We start from the raw sequence: 17,539 nt of genomic DNA, 5'->3' as shown, positions 1-17,539 counted from the left end.
CTCGATGCCGCGACTCCCCGATCGACTGTTCGAACGGTTCCAGAGGCTCGATCAGCTCCGCGAGACGCACTCGCCGTTCTATCTGGCGGCGCTCCTGCTCGGTGGATTCGTCGCCGTCCTCGTGGTCGCCCCGCTTTTCTGGCTCGTCCTCCGGGCCGGCACGGTCGAGCCCGCACGGGCGATCGAGCTACTGAGTTCCCGCCGCAGCGTCCTGATCGGGGCCCGAAGTATCGCGCTCGTGTTGGGGACGACAGTCGCGTCTGTGCTGCTCGGGGTGCCACTGGCCGTACTCACGACCCGGACCGACCTGCCCGCCCAGCGTCTGTTCTCCGTCGTCATCGCCCTGCCACTGGTGATTCCCAGTTACATCGGGGCCTTCGCTTTCGTCTCGGCGTTCGGTCGCCACGGTGAGGTCGGCTCCCTGCTGGGCCTGAATTTGCCCCGCATCGACGGGTTCGCGGGGGCGGTGCTGGTCATCACGCTGTACACCTATCCCTACGTGTTCCTCGGAACGCGGGCCGCGCTTCGATCGATGGACGCCTCGCTGGTCGAGGCTGCACGGAGCCTGGACGCCGGCCCCGTCGAGGCCTTCCGGCGCGTGACCCTCCCCCAGATCCGGCCCGCGATTTCCGCCGGCGCGCTGCTCGTGGCCCTCTATGCGCTGTCCGATTTCGGCACGCCGGCGTTCATGGGCGTCTCCGTGTTCACGAGTGCCATCTACATGGAGAGCGAGGCGTTCAACGTGGGATATGCGGCGTTGCTCTCCCTGCAGTTGCTGACCCTGGCGGGCGTCATCCTCCTCGTCGAATCCAGGACGGGTCGCGCCACCGGGCAGACCGCCCGCCGACGAGGGAGTCCGATCGAACTCGGGTGGCTGCGGTACCCGGCGATGGCGCTCGTGGGGCTGCTCGGTGCGGTGACGATCCTGCTCCCGGTGGGCCTTTTCCTCTCCTGGATGGTGCGCGGGACCGGCGGAGCGGTCCCCTCACTCGCCTTCCAGCCCCAGCACGCCCTGAACTCGGTCGGGTTCTCGCTCGCGGCCGCCCTGGTCGCGAGCGTGATGGCCCTCCCCGTGGCGTATCTCGGAGTCAGCGGCCGGAGTCGGCTGGGCCGACTCCTCGAACGGGGGACCTACGTGGGCTTTGCCGTCCCCGGAGTCGTCATCGGTCTGGCCCTCGTCTTTCTGGGCTCCTCAACCGCTCCGTGGCTCTACCGGACGGCCCCGCTGTTGGTGTTCGCCTACGTCGTGCGATTTCTCCCCCAGGCGGTCGGGACGACCCGATCGGCCCTGGAAGGGTTCGACGACCAAATCGCCGAAGCCGCTCGCACCCTGAACGCCGGCCCCTGGCGGACGTTCAGGAAAGTGGTCTTTCCGGAGATCGCACCGGGGGTACTCGCGGGTGCCGCCCTGGTCTTTCTCACGACGATGAAGGAGCTCCCGGCGACGCTCATGCTCCAGCCGATCGGGCGTGACACCCTGGCGACCATGATCTGGGCCGCCCACGGGAGTCTTTACTACCGGTATGCGGCGGTCCCCGCACTGGTGCTCATCGTCGTCTCGGGGGTCTCGATGCTCGTCCTGCTCGCCCAGGACGAAAGCGGGATCTGAGCCCAGGACGGTGGAGTTTAATGGGCTGAGCCGCTATGCGCCTGTAATGGCGATGTGCCCACTCGCGGACGACTGTCCCCACTTCTCAGAGCAGATCGACGGCATGGGATGTCAGCACTTCGGGGACCGGGGCGGGATGGAGTGGTGCAAACACTACAACCAGCCCATCGAGGACCTGAAGACCGCCCCGGTGGTCCCCGGCGAGGAAGTAATCGTCGAGGTCACCGACATGCACGAGAGTGGGGCCGGTGTGGGCCACCACCAGGAGACCGGTTTTGTCATCATGGTCGACGGCGTGCTGCCCGAAGCCTGGGTCGAGGCCACGGTCGACACCGTAAAATCGAATTACGCCCGTGCGAGCCTCGAACAGAAACTAGACGGCCCCCCAGGCGACGATGGAGACACGGAGGTGGAAGGGGAGGACACCGCGGAGACGGCCGAAACGAGTGATGACGAGACGGAAGCCGAGGACGCGACCGAGGAACGGAAAACGCGCGCGAAAGACGATCCGCGACTGGGCAGTCGGGAGAACTTCTGGGGAAGCTAAGCGTCGGTTGCCTTTTTGGGCCGGGCGATCAAGTGCTGGCAATGACCGAGGTCCCAGACGTCACTGCGATCCTGGCCCGGGCCGGTTTCGACCCGTCCGAAAGCGTGTTGACCCGACGACAGGCAGAGGTCCTCGCGCTCCGCGAACGAGGACTGCCACAGGCGGCCATCGCCGACGAACTCGGCACCTCGCGGGCCAACGTCTCGAAAGTCGAGACCAGCGCCCGGGACAACATCGAGAAGGCCAGAGAGACCGTCGCCTTCGCCGAAACCCTCCAGGCACCGGTCCGGATCGACGTGGATCCCGGGACGGATCTCTACGAGGTGCCGGACCTGGTCTACGACGGCTGTGACGACGCCGGGGTGAAAGTTCCGTACTCCGCGCCCGAGGTGATGAAACTGGTGAGCGAAGCCGCCGGGGACGCCATCGCCGGCCGCGAAGTGAAACAGCACATTCTCGTCGGGGTCACAAGCGACGGCACGATGCGCGTTCGGGTCCAACCCGAGGACTGACTCACCAGGTTTCGACGGTTCCGTCCTCGATATCGGCCAGACAGGACTCACAGTCCGGATCCTCGGGCTCGAAGCAAGTGGGTCGTCCCGAGTCGATTTGCACAGCCCGCCGTTCTGCGTGTTTTCGGCACACGATCCGAGCGCGCCCGTCTTCCTCGCGTGGGAGCGTGCCCTCGATGCGCCCGCCCGAGAACTCCGACGACGCCGCGCCGACGGTGCGGCCCACCCGGCGAGCCGCCTGTTTGAACAGCGTGCCGAGATCCGCCATGGGACACCTACCGGATCGAGGGCTTTCAACCTCCCGCCCAGGTACCCAGGTTTAAGAACGAACGCGGACTATCTTGCATCGTCACCCACTGGGGACCGATCCATCATGAGCGACATACAATCCGCGGCCGAAGACATTCACGAGGAATTCACCGAACACCTGGACATCCAGATCGAGGACGTGGCCAACCGGCTGGACCGACTCGTCACCGAGTACAAGGTCCCACTCTCCGAGGCCCGTCGCAGCGTGGAGAATCACTACCTGGAAGAGGCGGGCCTCGAACGGGAGGACCTCTCGGCCGGCAGCGAGACCGAGGTCTCGGTCGCGGACATCGACCAGCCCGAAGAGTGGGTCAGTCTGACCGCCCAGGTCGTCGAACTCTGGGAGCCCCGCAGCGATGCAGTCGGGCAGGTTGGCCTGCTCGGCGATGCGAGTGGGACCATCAAGTTCACCGCCTGGGCCAAGTCCGACCTCGAATCTCTCGAGGAGGGGGAGGTCTATCGCCTGGACAACGTCGTCACCGACGAGTACCAGGGCCGATACTCGGTCAAACTCAACAAGACGACCGAGATCACCCACCTCGAGGAGGAGATCGAGGTCGGGAACAACGACACCACCATGGAGGGCGCGCTGGTGGACATCCAGTCCGGGAGCGGGCTCATCAAGCGCTGTCCCGTCGAGGACTGCACCCGAGTGCTCCAGAACGGCCGCTGTTCGGAGCACGGCGACGTCGAAGGCGAGTTCGACCTGCGCATCAAAGGGGTCCTCGACGACGGCCGGGAGGTCCAGGACGTGATCTTCGACCGGGAGATGACCGAATCACTCACCGGGATCGACCTGGACGAGGCAAAGCAGATGGCCCAGGACGCGTTGGACACCACCGTCGTCGTCGACGAGATGGAGGATACCCTCCTCGGCCGGTATTACAGCGTCACTGGCCCGGTTATGGGTCGCTATCTGCTCGCGAACGAAGTCGAAGAACTCAAAGAACCAGTCGATCCGGACGACGTCCTCATCCGGGCGAGGTCGATGTAGATGGCCGAAACCACGACCCCGACCCGGGAGCCAGCACGCCGGGTCTTCGCGACGGAACTCAACGACTCGACGTTCACGTTCAAGGAGAGTGACGACGAGCGAGCGCCGGTGTACGTCCTGCTGCCGACTGGTGAGCAGGCCAACCGGGTGCTCGTCGTCGGGACGCTGACCGAGACCGAGGACGTGGGCAACGAGCAGGAGTACTGGCAGGGCCGGGTCGTCGACCCGACGGGGACGGTATTTGTCTACGCCGGTCAGTACCAGCCCGAGGCCGCAGGGGCACTCCGGGAACTCGAAACGCCGACCTACGTGGCCGTGGTCGGAAAACCGCGCACCTACGAGACCGACGACGGCACGGTGAACGTCTCCATCCGCCCCGAGTCGATCACGGTCGTCGATCAGGCCACCCGGGACCGCTGGGTGCTTGAGACCGCCGAGCGGACCCTCGACCGGCTCGAAAACCTGGACGCGGAGACGAACGAGTACGGGGTTCGGGCTCGCGAGGAGTACGAAGACGGGCCCGATCGCTACCGATCGGCCGTCGTCGAGGCCCTGGAGGGCCTGGACGAGACCGACGCGGCGGCCGAGGCCCCGGACGCGTAGTCGGGGCGTCTGACGAACCCTTAAGGAGCCGGGCACGATAGTCACCCACATGGGGAAGAAGAACAAGACGATCTCCTTCCGGGTCAGCGAGGAGGCCTTCCAGGCCCTCAGAGACATCGCGGAGGAGCGTGACATCTCCCTCTCTGCGGTCTTTCGGGACTACGTCGATCAACTCGTCGCCCACGAGGGGAAAGTGCGGGTCGTCCCGGAGAACGAGGTCCGGGAGACCGACGCCGAGGAGTTTCCCCCACGGGTGGAGGTCCCCAAGAGCTTCGTTCGGGAACACGAGCGCCTGGAGCTGGAGGCCCAGCACCTTCGCGATCAGCTCCAGGAACACAAGGAGTACATCACCCGCCTCCAGAAGCGGGTCGAGGAGGGCGATGCAGTCGAGGAGGTCGTCCAGCTAGAGGACCTCGACGAGGAGTTCGGGTCGGAGCAGGAACCCGACCGCTATCAGATCGGATAGTCAGAGCAGTTCGTGTTTTCGCTGGGCCGCCAGTTGAGCCTGTTTCTCCCGTCCGTCGACCCGGGCGATCTCCTCGACGGCTTCGAGGTTCCGGACCGCGTCGTCGAGAAACGAGTAGATGTCTCCCGGATACGCATAGAGCATGTAGTCATCGGTCATGACGTCGACGATCGATTCGGGGTCGAGGTTTCGCGCCCGCAGATCGAGGAGATAGCGGATGAACTTCCGCTCGGGGTGCCCACAGTAGGGGTTTGACTGACAGGAACAGTCAAGAAAGTCCTCGGCGAAGTCGAGCACTCGCTCCCGGTTTGCCTCGTCGAGTTTCTCCAGTTCGCCCTGGAAGAGCAGGTCGAGGGTCGCCCCCGAGAAGGCCGATTTCGGGAAGGAGACCTCGAGCTGGGAGGCCAGTTGTCGATGGTTTTTCACGTAGATCTTGTCCGTGATGGCCACGCGTAGTTCGCCGTAGCCGAGAGCGGGCCAAAAGCGTGTCGGGAGCCCCCGACCTTTCGTAACGTATTTGGGCGCGAACCCCTTGCGTTCAGCCGTGTCCGGGTTAGGGTAGTGGACTATCCTTCAGCCTTGTGGAGGCTGAGACGCGGGTTCAATTCTCGCACCCGGACCTTCTTTCGCGAACAATACACGAGCCCGTGCTCCGTCAGGAGCCGGGCGAGTGCGTGAGCGGTGAGAGCGTCCTGGGAGAGAATTGAACCCTGGAAGGCGCGCACAGCGAGCGAATGCGAGCGAGCACGCCTACATTCGGTTCAATTCTCGCACCCGGACTTTTCCCGACGAGCAAAGCGAGGAGTGGAAAAACCGGAAGGCGAGAATTGAATCACGCGAGACGAGCAGCAGCGAGTCTCGCCATCGGGTTCAATTCTCGCACCCGGACGGTTCCCGACGAGCAAAGCGAGGAGTGGAACAGCCACCAGGAACAGAATCTGCCGCTGGTAGGCGATTTCCGGCCTGTCGCGGAACCCTTATTTAAACAACCAGCCAAGGGTAGAGGGACATTGGCTGCCATGGATCACGAGCTACGTCGCCGATGCCGCGACGAACGGGGCCACACTCCCGGGCCAGGAGATCCTGGCGGGGGACAGCAGAACCGCCACAGAACGGCCGAGGGAGGAGCCACATGAATCAACCGGGAGGGGGAACCGGGACACGAATCTATCCGCTGGTCGGGGACGAGGAAGTGCGGACAGCCTTCGAAGCGGCAGTCGGATCGACGGATCGGTTTCGCCTCGTCGAACCCGAATCGGGGCTGGAGGGGGCGTTCGATCTGCTGGTGGTCGACGAGAGGGGCCTGGAGAACCACCGGTCGGAACTCGTTGCAAAACGCGAAGCCGCAGGCTCCGAATCCCGACCGACGCTCTTGCTCGTCTCCGAGTCCCAATCCGGCACACCAGACATTCCCGAGCCAGGTTCCGAGCCGATCGACGACCTGCTGGTGGGCCCGATCGAGCCGGACGAACTCGCCTGGCGACTCGAGAGTCTCACCCAGTCGGCCGCGACCCGAGATCGACGAGAGCGAGACGAACTTCGTCAGGGCCGGCAGTACGAGTACGCCGTCGAAGGGGCGACGGACATGCTGGCAGCGGCCGACACCGACGGGCGGCTCCTGTTCGCCAACGCCCAGTATCGGGACTTTCACGGCCTGGATCGTGGGGACGTCGCGGGGACCACACTCCAGTCGCTCCTCGACGAATCGGACTACACGGACCTGCAGCCACGGTTCGATCGCGTCCTCCAGGGCGAACGGGTCCAGTACGAGATGCAGCGGGTCCGAGCCGACGGTGAGCGCCGGGCGATCGAGTCCTCGATGTCGCCCATGGAGAACCCGGCAGGCGAGATCGTCGGGGTCGTCTCGGCCATCCGAGACGTGACCGAACGGCAGGCGAATCTGGATGAGATCAAGCGACTCTCCGAGTACCGGCGGGTCGTCTCGTCGGTCAACCACGAACTGGTCAGGGCCGGGCCGGACGGGGAGATTCTGCCCGAAATCGTCGACGTGCTGGCCACCAGCGACCTGTTCGGCTGTACGTTTCTCGCGCTCGTCGAGGGGAACGAGGTCGAGTTCCTCTGCCAGGAGGGCAGCGATATTGCCACCCCCGAGATAGAACGCCTGCACACCGAATCCTACATCGAGGCCGTCTTCGAGGCCGGAACGCTCCGGATGGACGACGTCACACAGTCGCCCTTCCAGCAACACGAGCCGGACACGGAATCCCACAGCGGCGTGGCGATCGCGATCAGCCACGACGACCGACGGTATGGGATCCTCACCGTGCACTTTCCGCCAGGCCAGCCACCCGCCGACCGCGAGGTCGACCTGCTCGAAGAGCTGGCCGGAGACATCGGCCTGGCCCTCCACGATCAGGAGTTGGAGACGGATCTGGCGACCTTCGAGGAGATCGTCCAGCGCATCGAGGACCCGATCATGCTCCAGGACCGGGCCGGGAACTTCCAGGTCATCAACGAGACGCTGACCGAGTACGCCAACATGTCCCCCGAGGCCCTCTATGGACAGGACGAGTTCGCGTTCATGGACGAGCAGACGGCCACCGAGATCGCACGCCACAAAGCCGAAGTGATCCACGGCAACGAACCACGGACCTACGAGGTCGAGCCGAGCTTTCCGAACCGTGGGAACCGGACCTTCCGGACGACCCGCTACCCACACTACGACGAGGACGGTGAGATCGACGGCACGGTCGCGATCTGTCGGGACGTGACAGACATCCGAGAGCGGGAGCGACAGCTCCAGGTATTCGACCGAGTGCTCCGACACAACCTGCACAACGAGATGAACGTCGTCCTCGGTCACGCCGAAACCATCGCGAACACGGCCGAAGGCGAGATCGCGGCCGCCGCCCGTCGGATCGAAGCCGCCGGGGAGACGCTGGTCGAACTCGCCGACAAGGAACGGCAGATCGTCGAACTCCTCGAACGTCGGGAACCACGGCGGATCACCGACATCGGCCAAATCGTCGAGACCGTCGTCGAGGACTTGCGAGCCACCCATCCCACGGCCCGGATCGACCTCGATGTGCCAGCCCAACTGTACGCGGTTACGACTCCCTGTATCGAGGACGCCATCCACGAGGTCATCGAGAACGCCATCCTCCACACGACGGACCGAACGCCAGAAATCGAGGTCCGGGGGGTTCGGGAGGGGGAGCGCGTGACGCTGCGGGTCGCGGACAACGGTCCCGGCATTCCCGAGATGGACCGGCAGGTGCTCGAAGGTGCGGAGATCACGCCCCTCATACACGGGAGCGGACTGGGGCTCTGGTTGGTGAACCACGTCGTCAGCGAGTCCCAGGGGACACTCAACTTCCAGGAACGAACCCCGCGCGGGAGCATCGTCGAAATCACCCTCCCGGGCGCGGAGTGATCGGTTACCAGCGGGGGGCCTCTGGAGACTCTTCGGCGAAGCGATCTTTGACCGCCGCGCCGCGTTGACTCGGGTTTCCGCCGCTCGACTTGATGATCTCGAAGGCCGTCATCAGGTCGGTCCGCGAGATGAGGCCGGCCAGTTCGTTGTGCTCGTCGACGACCAGCAGCCGCCCGATCTTCTCCTGCTGCATGCGTTCGAGGGCCGTCGCCGCGTTCGCGTGTACCTCGACCGAGTGGAGGTCGGTCGTCATCACGTCCGCGACCCGATGGGCGTCGCGTTCGACGGGATCGATCTGTCGAGCGTCCGAAAGAGTCACCACGCCGACGATCTCCTCGCCCCGTTCGACCGGGAAGCCAGTATGACGCTCGCGGAACATCTTCTCGACGAGGTCGGCCACCGTCGTTTCGGGTTCCACCGTCGAGACCGATTCGGCAGGAGTCATGATGTCCGCCACCGTCACGCCCTCGAACGCCGCCTTGAGCGTGGTCTGCTGGGACTCCCCGGCCGCACCGATGTAGATGAAAAAGGCGATGCCGATGAGAATGATGTTCCCACCGAACAGTCCGGCGATTCCCATGAGGATCGCCACGCCCTTGCCGACTTCAGCGGCCAGCTGAGTCGCCCGAGCAAACGAACGCTTGCGGGCCAAAAGCGCTCGGAGGACCCGACCCCCGTCCATCGGGAAGCCCGGGAGCATGTTGAAGACCGCCAGCGCGATGTTGATCAGCGCCAGGTAGGCCAACAGGAAGAGGAGCACGTCCGGGCCCATCGGGAGCAACACGAGCACGATCCAGAGGCCCACACCCAGCCCGACACTTACGATCGGGCCGGCGATGGCGATCAGCAGTTCGGTTCGCCAGTCCTCGGGCTGCTCGGAGAGCTGGGCGATGCCGCCCAGAAACCAGAGCGTGATCGACTCGATCGGGAAGCCATAATGCATCGCCACGAGCGCGTGGCCGAACTCGTGGAGGAGCACGCCCGCAAAGAGCCCGATGGCGGCTGCCATGCCGACGATTGCGGGCATGGAGCCCGCCGTGAGGATCGCCGCGTCGAGTTCCAACCCCCAGAGCTGGTTGAGGAGCGCGACCAGCTCGCCAACCTGCGAGCCGATGAGCCACGCGAAAATCGGCAGCACGAGGAGAAACGTGATGTTCAGTTTGACCGGGATGCCGAAGGCACTCCCAATCTTGAAGCTGCGCATACTCCAGTATTCACGACGCGTGCGGTTAAATACCAATGCTGGTATAGTCCTCGCCGCCAAAAGCAGGGCTATGCCGGAACCAGTCATCAGACACCCCGAAGAGATCGAGTACGAACCCCAGTCCGCCGCCGAGGGCCTCAAGAAGGGGGTGTTGATCGGGAAAGCCCAGGACGCCCCCAACTTCCGCATGCGACGGTTCACCCTCGACCCGGGCGAGACGGTCCCGAAGCACACGAACGCGGTCGAACACGAGCAGTACGTCCTCGAGGGCGAGTACGTCGTCGGCCTGCGCGAGGACGGCACCGACACCGAGTACGAGATCGGGCCCGGCGATTCACTGCTGATCCCCGCCGGCACGGTCCACTGGTACCGAAACACCGGGGACACCCAGGCCGCGTTCATCTGTGCCGTGCCGAACGGCGAGGACGAGATTCAACTGGTCGAGTAGAGCCGAGGTGCTGAAATACCCCCGACTCCGTAGGCCGGGCCGTGTCCCGGCAGGCAACACGCGTCGAGACGCTGTTCCTCCACGAGCGCCAGGGTGACTACCTCGTGGTCGCCCAGCGGGACGGCGAGCGGCTGTTTCGGGCGACACTCGATCTGAAGGAGACCGCCGCCGGCCCCCGCCCAGCCCGCTTTCGTATCAAGGGCGACCACGACGAGGAGCCCCGGGCCCCAGAGGAGTTCGTCGAGATCGCCCGGCGCGCAGAGCGCATTCGCATCTCCCAACAGACCTCCGCCCGCGGACGGGCGGAACTGGAGGAGATGCTGGGCGGCTATCAACTGGACGCCAAGGCCGTCCGAACCTGCCGGCTCTGTTCGAACCAGTGGCGCTACTCCCCGATCACCACCGACACCGCGGTCAAATCCGGGAGCGAGTACATCTGCCGGGAGTGTGCGGTCCGCGAACTGGAGCGTGAACTCTCCTTCTCCGGGGGGTTCTCCGGCGCCGCCGAAGCCCGGCTCGAAGAACTCCTCTTCGAGGTCGGAGACCTCGATCGGATCGTCGATCTCCTCCAGGGGGAGCTCGATCCCGACCTGACGAAGTTCGACGAGATCTCGGCGACGACCGAGGACATCGAGGACGTCCCCGTCACAGACCTGGATCTGCATCCCGACCTCCAGAGCATTCTCGAAGGACGGTTCGACACGCTGCTGCCGGTACAGAGCCTGGCCGTCAAAAACGGGTTACTCGACGGCGAGGACCAGCTGGTGGTCTCGGCGACCGCGACGGGGAAGACACTCGTGGGCGAGCTGGCCGGTGTTGACCGACATCTCAAAGGGAAGGGAAAGATGCTCTTTCTGGTGCCGCTCGTGGCCCTGGCCAACCAGAAGGAGGAGGACTTCGAGGCCGACTACGGCCACCTGGCCGACGTGACGATCCGGGTCGGCGCGAGTCGGATTCGCGAGGACGGCATCGCCTTCGAACCAGACGCGGACATCATCGTCGGCACCTACGAGGGCATCGACCACGCCCTGCGAACGGGGCGTGATCTGGGCAACATCGGCACCGTCGTCATCGACGAGGTCCACATGCTCCAGGACCCCGAACGAGGCCACCGCCTCGACGGCCTCATCTCGCGGCTCAAACACTACACCGAGACTCGAGCGCGGGGCGCGGGGGATACCCAGTGGATCTACCTCTCGGCGACGGTCGGGAACGTGGGCAAACTGGGCGAGGTACTGGAAGCGACCCCGATCGAGTTCGAGGAGCGCCCGGTCCCGATCGAGCGCCACGTCACCTTCGCCGACAACCAGGAGAAACCCCGGATCGAGAACAAACTCGTCCGGCGGGAGTTCGATCACACCTCCTCGATGGGCTATCACGGCCAGACGATCATCTTCACCAACTCCCGGCGGCGGTGTCACGAGATCAGCCGCCGGCTGGATTACGCCTCGGCACCCTACCACGCGGGTCTGGATTACGGCAAGCGCAAGCAGGTCGAGCGGGAGTTCGCCGATCAGGATCTGGCGGCCGTCGTGACCACCGCCGCCCTGGCCGCGGGGGTGGACTTCCCGGCCTCCCAGGTGATCTTCGACTCGCTGGCGATGGGCATCGAGTGGCTCTCGGTCCAGGAGTTCGAGCAGATGCTCGGGCGGGCGGGCCGCCCCGACTACCACGACCGCGGCCGGGTCTATCTCCTCGTCGAACCCGATGCGGTGTATCACGGCTCGATGGAGCGCACGGAGGACGAGGTCGCGTTTACCCTCCTCAAGGGCGAAATGGAGGACGTGGTGGCCCACTACGACGCTGACGCCGCCATCGCGGAGACGCTGGCGAACGTCACGGTCGGCGGGTCGGCCGCGAAGCGACTCAACGACCGGATGCTCGGGGAGATTCCCACGAAGCAGGCCCTCTCGAAGCTCATCGAGTACGGGTTCATCGACGGCCTGGAGCCGACCCCGCTGGGTCGGGCGGTCACCACCCACTTCCTCCAGCCCGACGCGGCGTTCACGATCCTCGATCACGTCCGGACGGGAACTGACCCCTACGACATCGTCGCGGATCTCGAACTGCTCGACGAGGAGAATTAGAGGACCGCAAGCCCGGCCGCAGCAGGGCCGAACAGGATCCCGAAGTACGCGAGCAGCAGCACCAAGATTGCCCCGGGAATCCCGCCGATGGCCACGACCAGGACGACGATCGGTGTGATTGCCACCTCGAAGCCGAGAACGCCCGCGACCGCCAGGACCAACAGTCCCAGGACGGCGTTGATGATGAACGGTTTCAGCGCGCGGAGCACCAGGTAGGCCACGATCACGGCGACCGCGACCGCGAGCAGCAAACCGAGTTCGATGGGTGTCGCCATGGCCCAGTCAAGGTGGGCCGTGGGAAAGTGTCTATCGTCGGTTTGGGCGATTGGCGCCGACTTTGGCCGATTTTGCCCGGCTGGAGCGAAACCCTCTTTTGGCCACCCGGAGTAATGCGGGCAAGGGACCGTAGGGTAGCTTGGTATCCTTCGAGCTTTGGGTGCTCGTGACCCCGGTTCAAATCCGGGCGGTCCCATGGACCTTTTTCATCGTCGGGTGCGCTTCGCGCACCACTCCTCGAAAAATCTCCACCAAAAAGCTCGTCGCTCACTGCGTTCGCTCCGAGTGAACCGCCTCGCTTCGCTCGGCGGATGCAACTCCACCCACTTTTCGACGAACAAAGTGAGGAGAAATGGGACCACGTCGTGGAGCGAAGCGAAACGACGGCGGTCCCACTTTTCGGACAGCCACCGACGAGGACCGCGTAGCGTGTCCGAAGTCGTGGATTCGCGGTCGTGGTGGGACCATCCCGGATTTGAACCCAGGAAACCGAGCGAGGGACGAGCGAGGTTTGCGCTGGTTCAAATCCGGGCGGCCCCCGTTTCGACGAACGCAGTGAGGAGAAACAGGGGCCTCGTCGTGGAGCGAAGCGGAACGACGGCGGTCCCACTGCACCTTTTACTGCGTCGGGTGCGCCGTTGGCGCACCGCTCCTTGTAAAATCTGCACCAAAACGTTCTCGTCGCTCACTCCGTTCGCGACGAGTGAACCGCCTCGCTTCGCTCGGCGGATGCTAACTGGGAGTAAAATTTGATCCGTTGGCGAGAAGGCGCTGTTGAAATCCCTCGCAACGGACCTCTTCCAACGCCCGTGTTGAGGAAAGACCACGAGTGAAACAGTAGCAGGCTTTGAGACTGATATCTCGTCCAAACCTTGATTACTCCTTGGCGTCAACGCTGTCAACAAAGAGATGTCACACCAGATCCGCCTTGCCGATGACGTGTACGAACACATCAAGGCAAACAAACGCGCCGATGAGTCGTTCAGTGACGCCGTCGAACGCCTAATCGGTGGTCGATCGCTTCGAGATCTCCGTGGCATCTTCGACACGGAGGAGGTGAACGAAATGCGCGACGCCGTCGAGGCCGCCGACCAGGAAGACCGCGACGAGGTTCGAAACATCACAGACCGGTTCGAATGATCGTCGATACCAGCTTCATCCTCGATATCATCGACGACGAAGCGGCCGCTGTCGAGAAGGCGCGCACGCTCGAAGCCGAAAGCGTCCCGCTGGTGATCCCGACGATGACCGTCCTGGAACTTTACATCGGTGTCGGGAAGGTAGCGAATACAAACGAGGAACGGCAACGAGTCGAAGCGATCCTCGAATCCTATCCGTTGGTTGATCAGACGCCAAGCATCTCGCGGCGCGCTGGCCGCCTTCTCGGAGAGCGAATGGCCGCCACCAACCAGGGGGAAGGACCAGGAATCGGCAAGGGAGATGCAGTGATCGCTGCCACAGCGGTGGAGCGGGACGAGCCAGTCCTCGCTGGCGACGATCACTTCGGGAAAATACCGGGAGTTACTCACGAAACGTATCGGTGACTTCGCGGATTGGCTCGGTTTCACCCCTCGTTAAGTGGCACCGCAAATTTCACAGCCACGTCTGAAAAGCCGTGGAGAACTAAATACCAGGCCACTCGAAATGCGGACCATGCTCCGCTGGCCCACAGCCCTCTCGGCCGCGAACCCGGCCGTCCACCGGTGGGCCTGGGTCCTCACGCTCTGCTTTTTCCTCGTCGGGGACGTCATCACGACGGCCATCGGGATTTCCACCACGGGCGTCACGGAGGTGAACGCCTTTCTGGCGACCCAGATCGCGAGTCACGGCGTTGGCGCGATGCTGCTGTTGAAGGTGGTGTTACTGAGCGGGAGTTATCTCGTCTGGCGCGCGCTCCCGGACGAACAGGCAATCGCGATTCCAGTGGGGTTCGCGATCGTTGGGGTAGGAGTTACGGGGTGGAATTTGGTGGTTGTTGGCATTAGTTTATAATTATCAGATTTTTGCGATTTTAATAGATATACAATTTTAATTTCGAATGATTGTACTAAATTAAAAATATCATAGCATCCTCATTCCTTTAAGGTATTTGGAGATGCAATTTGGAATTATGTTGTTGAGTCAACAGAAACTGTTGACTGGCCAATAAGCCCACCAGTAGGCTCGTGGACTACTCGAACAGTATTATCACTTCCTTCACTTACGTTGGTATCGAGTGTCCACGTGTCCCCTGGGCCGATATCGGTGCTCGGTGAATCGCTAAGATTACCATCAACAGTGACTTTAATGTCAGAGTTTGTCAACGTATCCCCACCTTGGTGGGCTACTGTGATTCCTCCAGAGCCGTTATCAGACATTGAAAGGCTCGCCTGCGGCGTCTCCTGAATGTCCCCACCGATTCCCAGCACGAAACTCCCGATAACCGCGGCCAGGATCACCGTGATCGCCACCATCAGAATGACGCCGATCACTGGCGACACGCCCCGGTCGTCCAGTTTGTTACGAATTGTGTCCATCATGGTTTGTGTACGTCGGCGACGACCCCCCTGGGTGCCGATCGAAGATACCCGAAGGATGGGCCGGATAGACCGACGCTTACCACTACATTAACCGGGAATTAACTTAAGAATGCGGGTAAGTGCAGCCCTAACTTGGCGCACGTGCGTCGGACGGCTGTCCTCGACTTCGGGTTCGTTACCTGTCAAATACTAGGTGAAAAGTTCGAAGTGGGTCAGCAAATCACTATTGCCAGGGGTCAGGTGCCAGCCCGAAATAGCGAACGGCCGTGGGGTAGGCCAATCCCAGCAGGACCGCCACGCCGATCTGGACCCAGATACTCGCACCGGGCCAGACCATCTGCAGGGCAGTCAACAGGACCGTCAGGATGACGATGAGCGCCAGGTAGTGGGGCAAGAGTTGTCGGATCGCGTCCCAGTCCATACCCCCTCATCGGGGGCCACCTGCTTGGGTCTTCTGGCCTCAGGAGGCCAAAAGATGTCGCACGCCGAAGTACACACCCCCGAGAACGACGGCCCCGAACAGGACCGGCATGGTAGCCATGTACCCGACATAGAGCAGGTTCTCGGCCATCGTGCCCAGTCGCGTCGTCGTGACGACGAATCCGACCGCGAGGATTCCCAGGAGGACGATCGTCATCTTCCGGGAGGGAAGTGTGGGACTCATACCCGATTCTGGGGGTCGACCGTGATAGCCCTTGGCATTCTCAGGGCGAGAGGTGCGTGCAGTGCTGGGCCTCGGGGTCATAACAGTCCGGACAGTCATCGGGGAGGTCGACGAACCGATCCAGGCGAGCCGCGACCTCGTCGCTCAGGGCGTGCTCAAGCCGGCAGGCCTCCTCGTGGAAGCCCTCGGTGACCCCCAGCTCCTGGACGAGAAAGCGCTCGATGCGACAGTGCTTGCGCAGCAGCGCCACCGCCTCCTCGGTCCCCCGCTCCGTGAGCGAGGCCCCCCGGTGTTTCTCGTAGGTCACCAGCCCCAGTTCTGTGAGGTGGTTGAGTCGGTCGGTCACGCTGGGCGGCGAGACGCCCAGTCGGTCGGCGATGGCTCCCGTCGAGGCCGGATCGCCGTCCCGGGACAAGAGATAGATCTCCTTGAGGTACATCTCCACGCTCTCGCTGTAGGTCTTCTCGGATTCGTGGCTCATGTGGATCACTGGATCGGCCGACTCTCGGGCGGATCACCTCGATGTTCGAGGTGCGGACCCTTTTACTCACCGGCCGCGGCTTCGAGGACCGCGACGAGCCGGTCGGCCAACTCACGCGCCCGAGACGCTTCCCTGGCCTCCGCGTAGACCCGGACCACCGGTTCGGTTCCGCTGGGTCGGGCCAGCACCCACGCGTCGCCGAAGTCAACGCGATAGCCATCGATCGTGCTCACCTCGCCGTCGGCGTTGCGGGCCCACTCGCCTGCGGCCTCCACGAGGGTCGCCCGCTCGGCCTCGTCCGCGTAGTGGACGTTCTCCCGGACGTTCGCGTAGCCGTCGTAGGGCTCGACGACCTCGCTCGCGGGGCGATCGACCAGCAGTGAGAGAAAGCGAGCCGCCGTGTAGGCGCCGTCCCGGTTGATGCGATACGCCGGGAAGATCACGCCGCCGTTGCCCTCGCCCGCGACCGGAACCGTCTCGCCGGCGGACTGCAACTCGCGGATACGGGTCATGATCTGGGTGCTTCCGATGGGTGTGAGTTCGAGGTCCGCCCCCGAAGACTGGGCCACGTCGACCAGGCGCTGAGAGACGTTGACCGCCGAAACGGTGGTATCTCCCGGTCCGAGGGCCGCATCGGCGAGCGCCGCGAGGGTCGCATCACCCTCGATGTACTCCCCGTGCTCGTCGAAGAAGATGGCTCGATCGGCGTCCCCGTCGTGGGCGATGCCCACGTCGGCGTCGGTGGCCCTGACAAGGTCACCCAGATCGCCCAGGTTCTTCGCGACCGGTTCGGGATCACGACCGGGGAAGTGACCGTCCGGGTGGGCGTTGACCGTCCGGACCGAGCAGCCCAGTTCACGGAAGAAATCGGGGCTCGTGAGCGCGCCGGCCCCGTGGCCCGGATCCAGCGCCACCGTGAGATCGGCCCCAGCGATGGCCTCCCGATCGACCGCCGCGAGTAGTTCCTCGCGATAGCGACGCCGGGCGCCCTCGATCCGTCGATCCGTGCCCGTTCGATCCCAGGCGGCATGGGTCTGGCTGCCGTCGAGCAGCACCGATTCGATGGCTTCGAGCCGTTCGATCGAGAGTTCGACGCCGTCCGCGCCGACGAGTTTGATCCCGTTGTACGGCGCCGGGTTGTGCGAGGCCGTCACCATGACTGCCGGGATCCCTTCGGCCGCGGCGTAGGCCTGGAGCGCCGGTGTGGGAACCACGCCGAGACGGTCCACGTCCGCGCCCACACTTGCGAGCCCGCTCGCGGCGGCGTTTGCAAGCATCGGCCCGGTCAGTCGCGTGTCCCGGCCGAGCGCGATGCGGTCGGCCCCCCAGACGGTGCCCGCCGCGGCCGCCACCCGGAGCACGAACTCGGGAGTCAGCTCCTCTGTCACCCGCCCACGGGTGCCACTCGACCCGAATACCTGCATAC

At 64.0% G+C, this 17,539-nt stretch carries 21 protein-coding genes and 2 tRNA genes; 14 read left to right on the top strand and 9 right to left on the bottom strand.

The annotated features are described in order from the left end of the window. Positions 1 to 4 precede the first annotated feature (4 nt). The 3 genes from HSR6_RS00575 to HSR6_RS00565 are packed head-to-tail and all read left to right on the top strand — an operon-like array spanning position 5 to position 2,668. Complete coding sequence (locus tag HSR6_RS00575; protein ID WP_071932522.1) at positions 5 to 1,609, top strand: ABC transporter permease; 1,605 nt, start codon at positions 5 to 7, stop codon at positions 1,607 to 1,609. Between the two features lie 46 nt (positions 1,610 to 1,655). Next, positions 1,656 to 2,156: a TRAM domain-containing protein gene (locus tag HSR6_RS00570; protein ID WP_071932521.1), complete on the top strand. Its 501-nt coding sequence runs from the start codon at positions 1,656 to 1,658 to the stop codon at positions 2,154 to 2,156. Between the two features lie 41 nt (positions 2,157 to 2,197). Then, on the top strand, positions 2,198 to 2,668 hold the full coding sequence (locus tag HSR6_RS00565; protein ID WP_071932520.1) for a Tfx family DNA-binding protein: 471 nt from the start codon (positions 2,198 to 2,200) through the stop codon (positions 2,666 to 2,668). A 1-nt stretch (position 2,669) separates the two neighbouring features. On the opposite strand, the gene HSR6_RS00560 is transcribed toward HSR6_RS00565, so the two are convergent. Continuing rightward, positions 2,670 to 2,936: a DUF7091 family protein gene (locus tag HSR6_RS00560; RefSeq protein ID WP_070364103.1), complete on the bottom strand. Its 267-nt coding sequence runs from the start codon at positions 2,934 to 2,936 to the stop codon at positions 2,670 to 2,672. Positions 2,937 to 3,041: 105 nt separating this feature from the next. On the opposite strand from HSR6_RS00560, the gene HSR6_RS00555 reads away from it, so the two are divergent. From HSR6_RS00555 to HSR6_RS00545, 3 genes are read left to right on the top strand one after another with little or no spacing between them, the layout of a single operon-like run. Beyond that, positions 3,042 to 3,971 carry a replication factor A gene (locus HSR6_RS00555; RefSeq protein WP_071932519.1) on the top strand — a complete coding sequence of 310 codons (930 nt, stop codon included), beginning with the start codon at positions 3,042 to 3,044 and terminating at the stop codon, positions 3,969 to 3,971. Next, positions 3,972 to 4,574 (top strand): RPA family protein, encoded by a 603-nt coding sequence (locus HSR6_RS00550; RefSeq protein WP_070364101.1) that lies wholly within the window; start codon positions 3,972 to 3,974, stop codon positions 4,572 to 4,574. Between the two features lie 49 nt (positions 4,575 to 4,623). Continuing rightward, entirely contained in the window at positions 4,624 to 5,040 is a 417-nt protein-coding gene (locus HSR6_RS00545) for a CopG family transcriptional regulator (protein WP_070364100.1), read from the top strand. Here HSR6_RS00545 and HSR6_RS00540 read toward each other — a convergent pair whose 3' ends face one another. Next, positions 5,041 to 5,490, bottom strand: coding sequence for a DUF5814 domain-containing protein (locus HSR6_RS00540; protein ID WP_070364099.1), 450 nt, complete (start codon positions 5,488 to 5,490; stop codon positions 5,041 to 5,043). A gap of 97 nt (positions 5,491 to 5,587) precedes the next feature. Between HSR6_RS00540 and HSR6_RS00535 the strand changes: the two genes are divergently transcribed. Both HSR6_RS00535 and HSR6_RS00530 read left to right on the top strand, forming a co-directional pair. Beyond that, a tRNA-His gene (locus HSR6_RS00535) sits at positions 5,588 to 5,660 on the top strand. 512 nt (positions 5,661 to 6,172) lie between these two features. Next, complete coding sequence (locus HSR6_RS00530; protein WP_070364098.1) at positions 6,173 to 8,434, top strand: PAS domain-containing protein; 2,262 nt, start codon at positions 6,173 to 6,175, stop codon at positions 8,432 to 8,434. Between the two features lie 4 nt (positions 8,435 to 8,438). On the opposite strand, the gene HSR6_RS00525 is transcribed toward HSR6_RS00530, so the two are convergent. Then, a complete protein-coding gene (locus tag HSR6_RS00525) occupies positions 8,439 to 9,638 on the bottom strand; it encodes a CBS domain-containing protein (RefSeq protein ID WP_070364097.1) in 1,200 nt (399 codons plus the stop codon). Positions 9,639 to 9,708: 70 nt separating this feature from the next. Here HSR6_RS00525 and HSR6_RS00520 point away from each other — a divergent pair, with 70 nt between their 5' ends. Both HSR6_RS00520 and HSR6_RS00515 read left to right on the top strand, forming a co-directional pair. Next, positions 9,709 to 10,086: a cupin domain-containing protein gene (locus HSR6_RS00520; protein ID WP_070364096.1), complete on the top strand. Its 378-nt coding sequence runs from the start codon at positions 9,709 to 9,711 to the stop codon at positions 10,084 to 10,086. A 41-nt stretch (positions 10,087 to 10,127) separates the two neighbouring features. Then, positions 10,128 to 12,173 carry a DEAD/DEAH box helicase gene (locus tag HSR6_RS00515; RefSeq protein ID WP_070364095.1) on the top strand — a complete coding sequence of 682 codons (2,046 nt, stop codon included), beginning with the start codon at positions 10,128 to 10,130 and terminating at the stop codon, positions 12,171 to 12,173. Here HSR6_RS00515 and HSR6_RS00510 read toward each other — a convergent pair. Beyond that, positions 12,170 to 12,448: a pro-sigmaK processing inhibitor BofA family protein gene (locus HSR6_RS00510; protein WP_070364094.1), complete on the bottom strand. Its 279-nt coding sequence runs from the start codon at positions 12,446 to 12,448 to the stop codon at positions 12,170 to 12,172. The two genes, HSR6_RS00515 and HSR6_RS00510, sit on opposite strands and share 4 nt — an antisense overlap. Before the next feature lie 124 nt (positions 12,449 to 12,572). Here HSR6_RS00510 and HSR6_RS00505 point away from each other — a divergent pair. The 4 genes from HSR6_RS00505 (at position 12,573) to HSR6_RS00490 (ending at position 14,441) form a co-directional block, all read left to right on the top strand. Next, positions 12,573 to 12,645 (top strand) — tRNA-Pro (locus HSR6_RS00505). A 713-nt stretch (positions 12,646 to 13,358) separates the two neighbouring features. Beyond that, positions 13,359 to 13,589 (top strand): antitoxin VapB family protein, encoded by a 231-nt coding sequence (locus HSR6_RS00500; protein ID WP_070364093.1) that lies wholly within the window; start codon positions 13,359 to 13,361, stop codon positions 13,587 to 13,589. After that, complete coding sequence (locus HSR6_RS00495) at positions 13,586 to 13,993, top strand: PIN domain-containing protein (protein WP_070364092.1); 408 nt, start codon at positions 13,586 to 13,588, stop codon at positions 13,991 to 13,993. The genes HSR6_RS00500 and HSR6_RS00495 overlap by 4 nt, the downstream gene beginning before the upstream one ends. Positions 13,994 to 14,102: 109 nt before the next feature. Further along, positions 14,103 to 14,441 carry a DUF5658 family protein gene (locus HSR6_RS00490; protein WP_071932518.1) on the top strand — a complete coding sequence of 113 codons (339 nt, stop codon included), beginning with the start codon at positions 14,103 to 14,105 and terminating at the stop codon, positions 14,439 to 14,441. A 116-nt stretch (positions 14,442 to 14,557) separates the two neighbouring features. Here HSR6_RS00490 and HSR6_RS00485 read toward each other — a convergent pair whose 3' ends face one another. From HSR6_RS00485 to glmM, 5 genes are all read right to left on the bottom strand, one after another. Beyond that, the gene (locus HSR6_RS00485; RefSeq protein WP_071932517.1) at positions 14,558 to 14,968 is read right to left on the bottom strand and encodes a type IV pilin; all 411 of its coding nucleotides are present in this window, start codon (positions 14,966 to 14,968) and stop codon (positions 14,558 to 14,560) included. A gap of 223 nt (positions 14,969 to 15,191) precedes the next feature. Beyond that, positions 15,192 to 15,389, bottom strand: coding sequence for a hypothetical protein (locus HSR6_RS00480; RefSeq protein WP_071932516.1), 198 nt, complete (start codon positions 15,387 to 15,389; stop codon positions 15,192 to 15,194). Between the two features lie 39 nt (positions 15,390 to 15,428). Beyond that, positions 15,429 to 15,632: a hypothetical protein gene (locus tag HSR6_RS00475; RefSeq protein WP_071932515.1), complete on the bottom strand. Its 204-nt coding sequence runs from the start codon at positions 15,630 to 15,632 to the stop codon at positions 15,429 to 15,431. A 40-nt stretch (positions 15,633 to 15,672) separates the two neighbouring features. Next, positions 15,673 to 16,113 carry a metal-dependent transcriptional regulator gene (locus tag HSR6_RS00470; protein ID WP_071932514.1) on the bottom strand — a complete coding sequence of 147 codons (441 nt, stop codon included), beginning with the start codon at positions 16,111 to 16,113 and terminating at the stop codon, positions 15,673 to 15,675. A 62-nt stretch (positions 16,114 to 16,175) separates the two neighbouring features. After that, on the bottom strand, positions 16,176 to 17,537 hold the full coding sequence (gene glmM, locus HSR6_RS00465; protein WP_070364087.1) for a phosphoglucosamine mutase: 1,362 nt from the start codon (positions 17,535 to 17,537) through the stop codon (positions 16,176 to 16,178). Positions 17,538 to 17,539: the final 2 nt, after the last annotated feature.

This window comes from Halodesulfurarchaeum formicicum, from assembly GCF_001886955.1.
Lineage (GTDB): Archaea > Halobacteriota > Halobacteria > Halobacteriales > Halobacteriaceae > Halodesulfurarchaeum > Halodesulfurarchaeum formicicum.
The sequence above is the reverse complement of the archived record's forward strand: the minus strand, read 5'-3'. Positions and strand labels throughout refer to the sequence as shown.

What these genes read in the sequence shown, in the direction of transcription:
- HSR6_RS00575 (WP_071932522.1), top strand. Translation starts at nt 5, where the DNA reads ATGCCGCGACTCCCCGATCGACTGTTCGAACGGTTCCAGAGGCTCGAT.
- HSR6_RS00570 (WP_071932521.1), top strand. Translation starts at nt 1,656, where the DNA reads ATGGCGATGTGCCCACTCGCGGACGACTGTCCCCACTTCTCAGAGCAG.
- HSR6_RS00565 (WP_071932520.1), top strand. Translation starts at nt 2,198, where the DNA reads ATGACCGAGGTCCCAGACGTCACTGCGATCCTGGCCCGGGCCGGTTTC.
- HSR6_RS00560 (WP_070364103.1), bottom strand. Translation starts at nt 2,936, where the DNA reads ATGGCGGATCTCGGCACGCTGTTCAAACAGGCGGCTCGCCGGGTGGGC.
- HSR6_RS00555 (WP_071932519.1), top strand. Translation starts at nt 3,042, where the DNA reads ATGAGCGACATACAATCCGCGGCCGAAGACATTCACGAGGAATTCACC.
- HSR6_RS00550 (WP_070364101.1), top strand. Translation starts at nt 3,972, where the DNA reads ATGGCCGAAACCACGACCCCGACCCGGGAGCCAGCACGCCGGGTCTTC.
- HSR6_RS00545 (WP_070364100.1), top strand. Translation starts at nt 4,624, where the DNA reads ATGGGGAAGAAGAACAAGACGATCTCCTTCCGGGTCAGCGAGGAGGCC.
- HSR6_RS00530 (WP_070364098.1), top strand. Translation starts at nt 6,173, where the DNA reads ATGAATCAACCGGGAGGGGGAACCGGGACACGAATCTATCCGCTGGTC.
- HSR6_RS00525 (WP_070364097.1), bottom strand. Translation starts at nt 9,638, where the DNA reads ATGCGCAGCTTCAAGATTGGGAGTGCCTTCGGCATCCCGGTCAAACTG.
- HSR6_RS00520 (WP_070364096.1), top strand. Translation starts at nt 9,709, where the DNA reads ATGCCGGAACCAGTCATCAGACACCCCGAAGAGATCGAGTACGAACCC.
- HSR6_RS00510 (WP_070364094.1), bottom strand. Translation starts at nt 12,448, where the DNA reads ATGGCGACACCCATCGAACTCGGTTTGCTGCTCGCGGTCGCGGTCGCC.
- HSR6_RS00500 (WP_070364093.1), top strand. Translation starts at nt 13,359, where the DNA reads ATGTCACACCAGATCCGCCTTGCCGATGACGTGTACGAACACATCAAG.
- HSR6_RS00495 (WP_070364092.1), top strand. Translation starts at nt 13,586, where the DNA reads ATGATCGTCGATACCAGCTTCATCCTCGATATCATCGACGACGAAGCG.
- HSR6_RS00490 (WP_071932518.1), top strand. Translation starts at nt 14,103, where the DNA reads ATGCTCCGCTGGCCCACAGCCCTCTCGGCCGCGAACCCGGCCGTCCAC.
- HSR6_RS00485 (WP_071932517.1), bottom strand. Translation starts at nt 14,968, where the DNA reads ATGATGGACACAATTCGTAACAAACTGGACGACCGGGGCGTGTCGCCA.
- HSR6_RS00480 (WP_071932516.1), bottom strand. Translation starts at nt 15,389, where the DNA reads ATGGACTGGGACGCGATCCGACAACTCTTGCCCCACTACCTGGCGCTC.
- HSR6_RS00475 (WP_071932515.1), bottom strand. Translation starts at nt 15,632, where the DNA reads ATGAGTCCCACACTTCCCTCCCGGAAGATGACGATCGTCCTCCTGGGA.
- HSR6_RS00470 (WP_071932514.1), bottom strand. Translation starts at nt 16,113, where the DNA reads ATGAGCCACGAATCCGAGAAGACCTACAGCGAGAGCGTGGAGATGTAC.
- glmM (WP_070364087.1), bottom strand. Translation starts at nt 17,537, where the DNA reads ATGCAGGTATTCGGGTCGAGTGGCACCCGTGGGCGGGTGACAGAGGAG.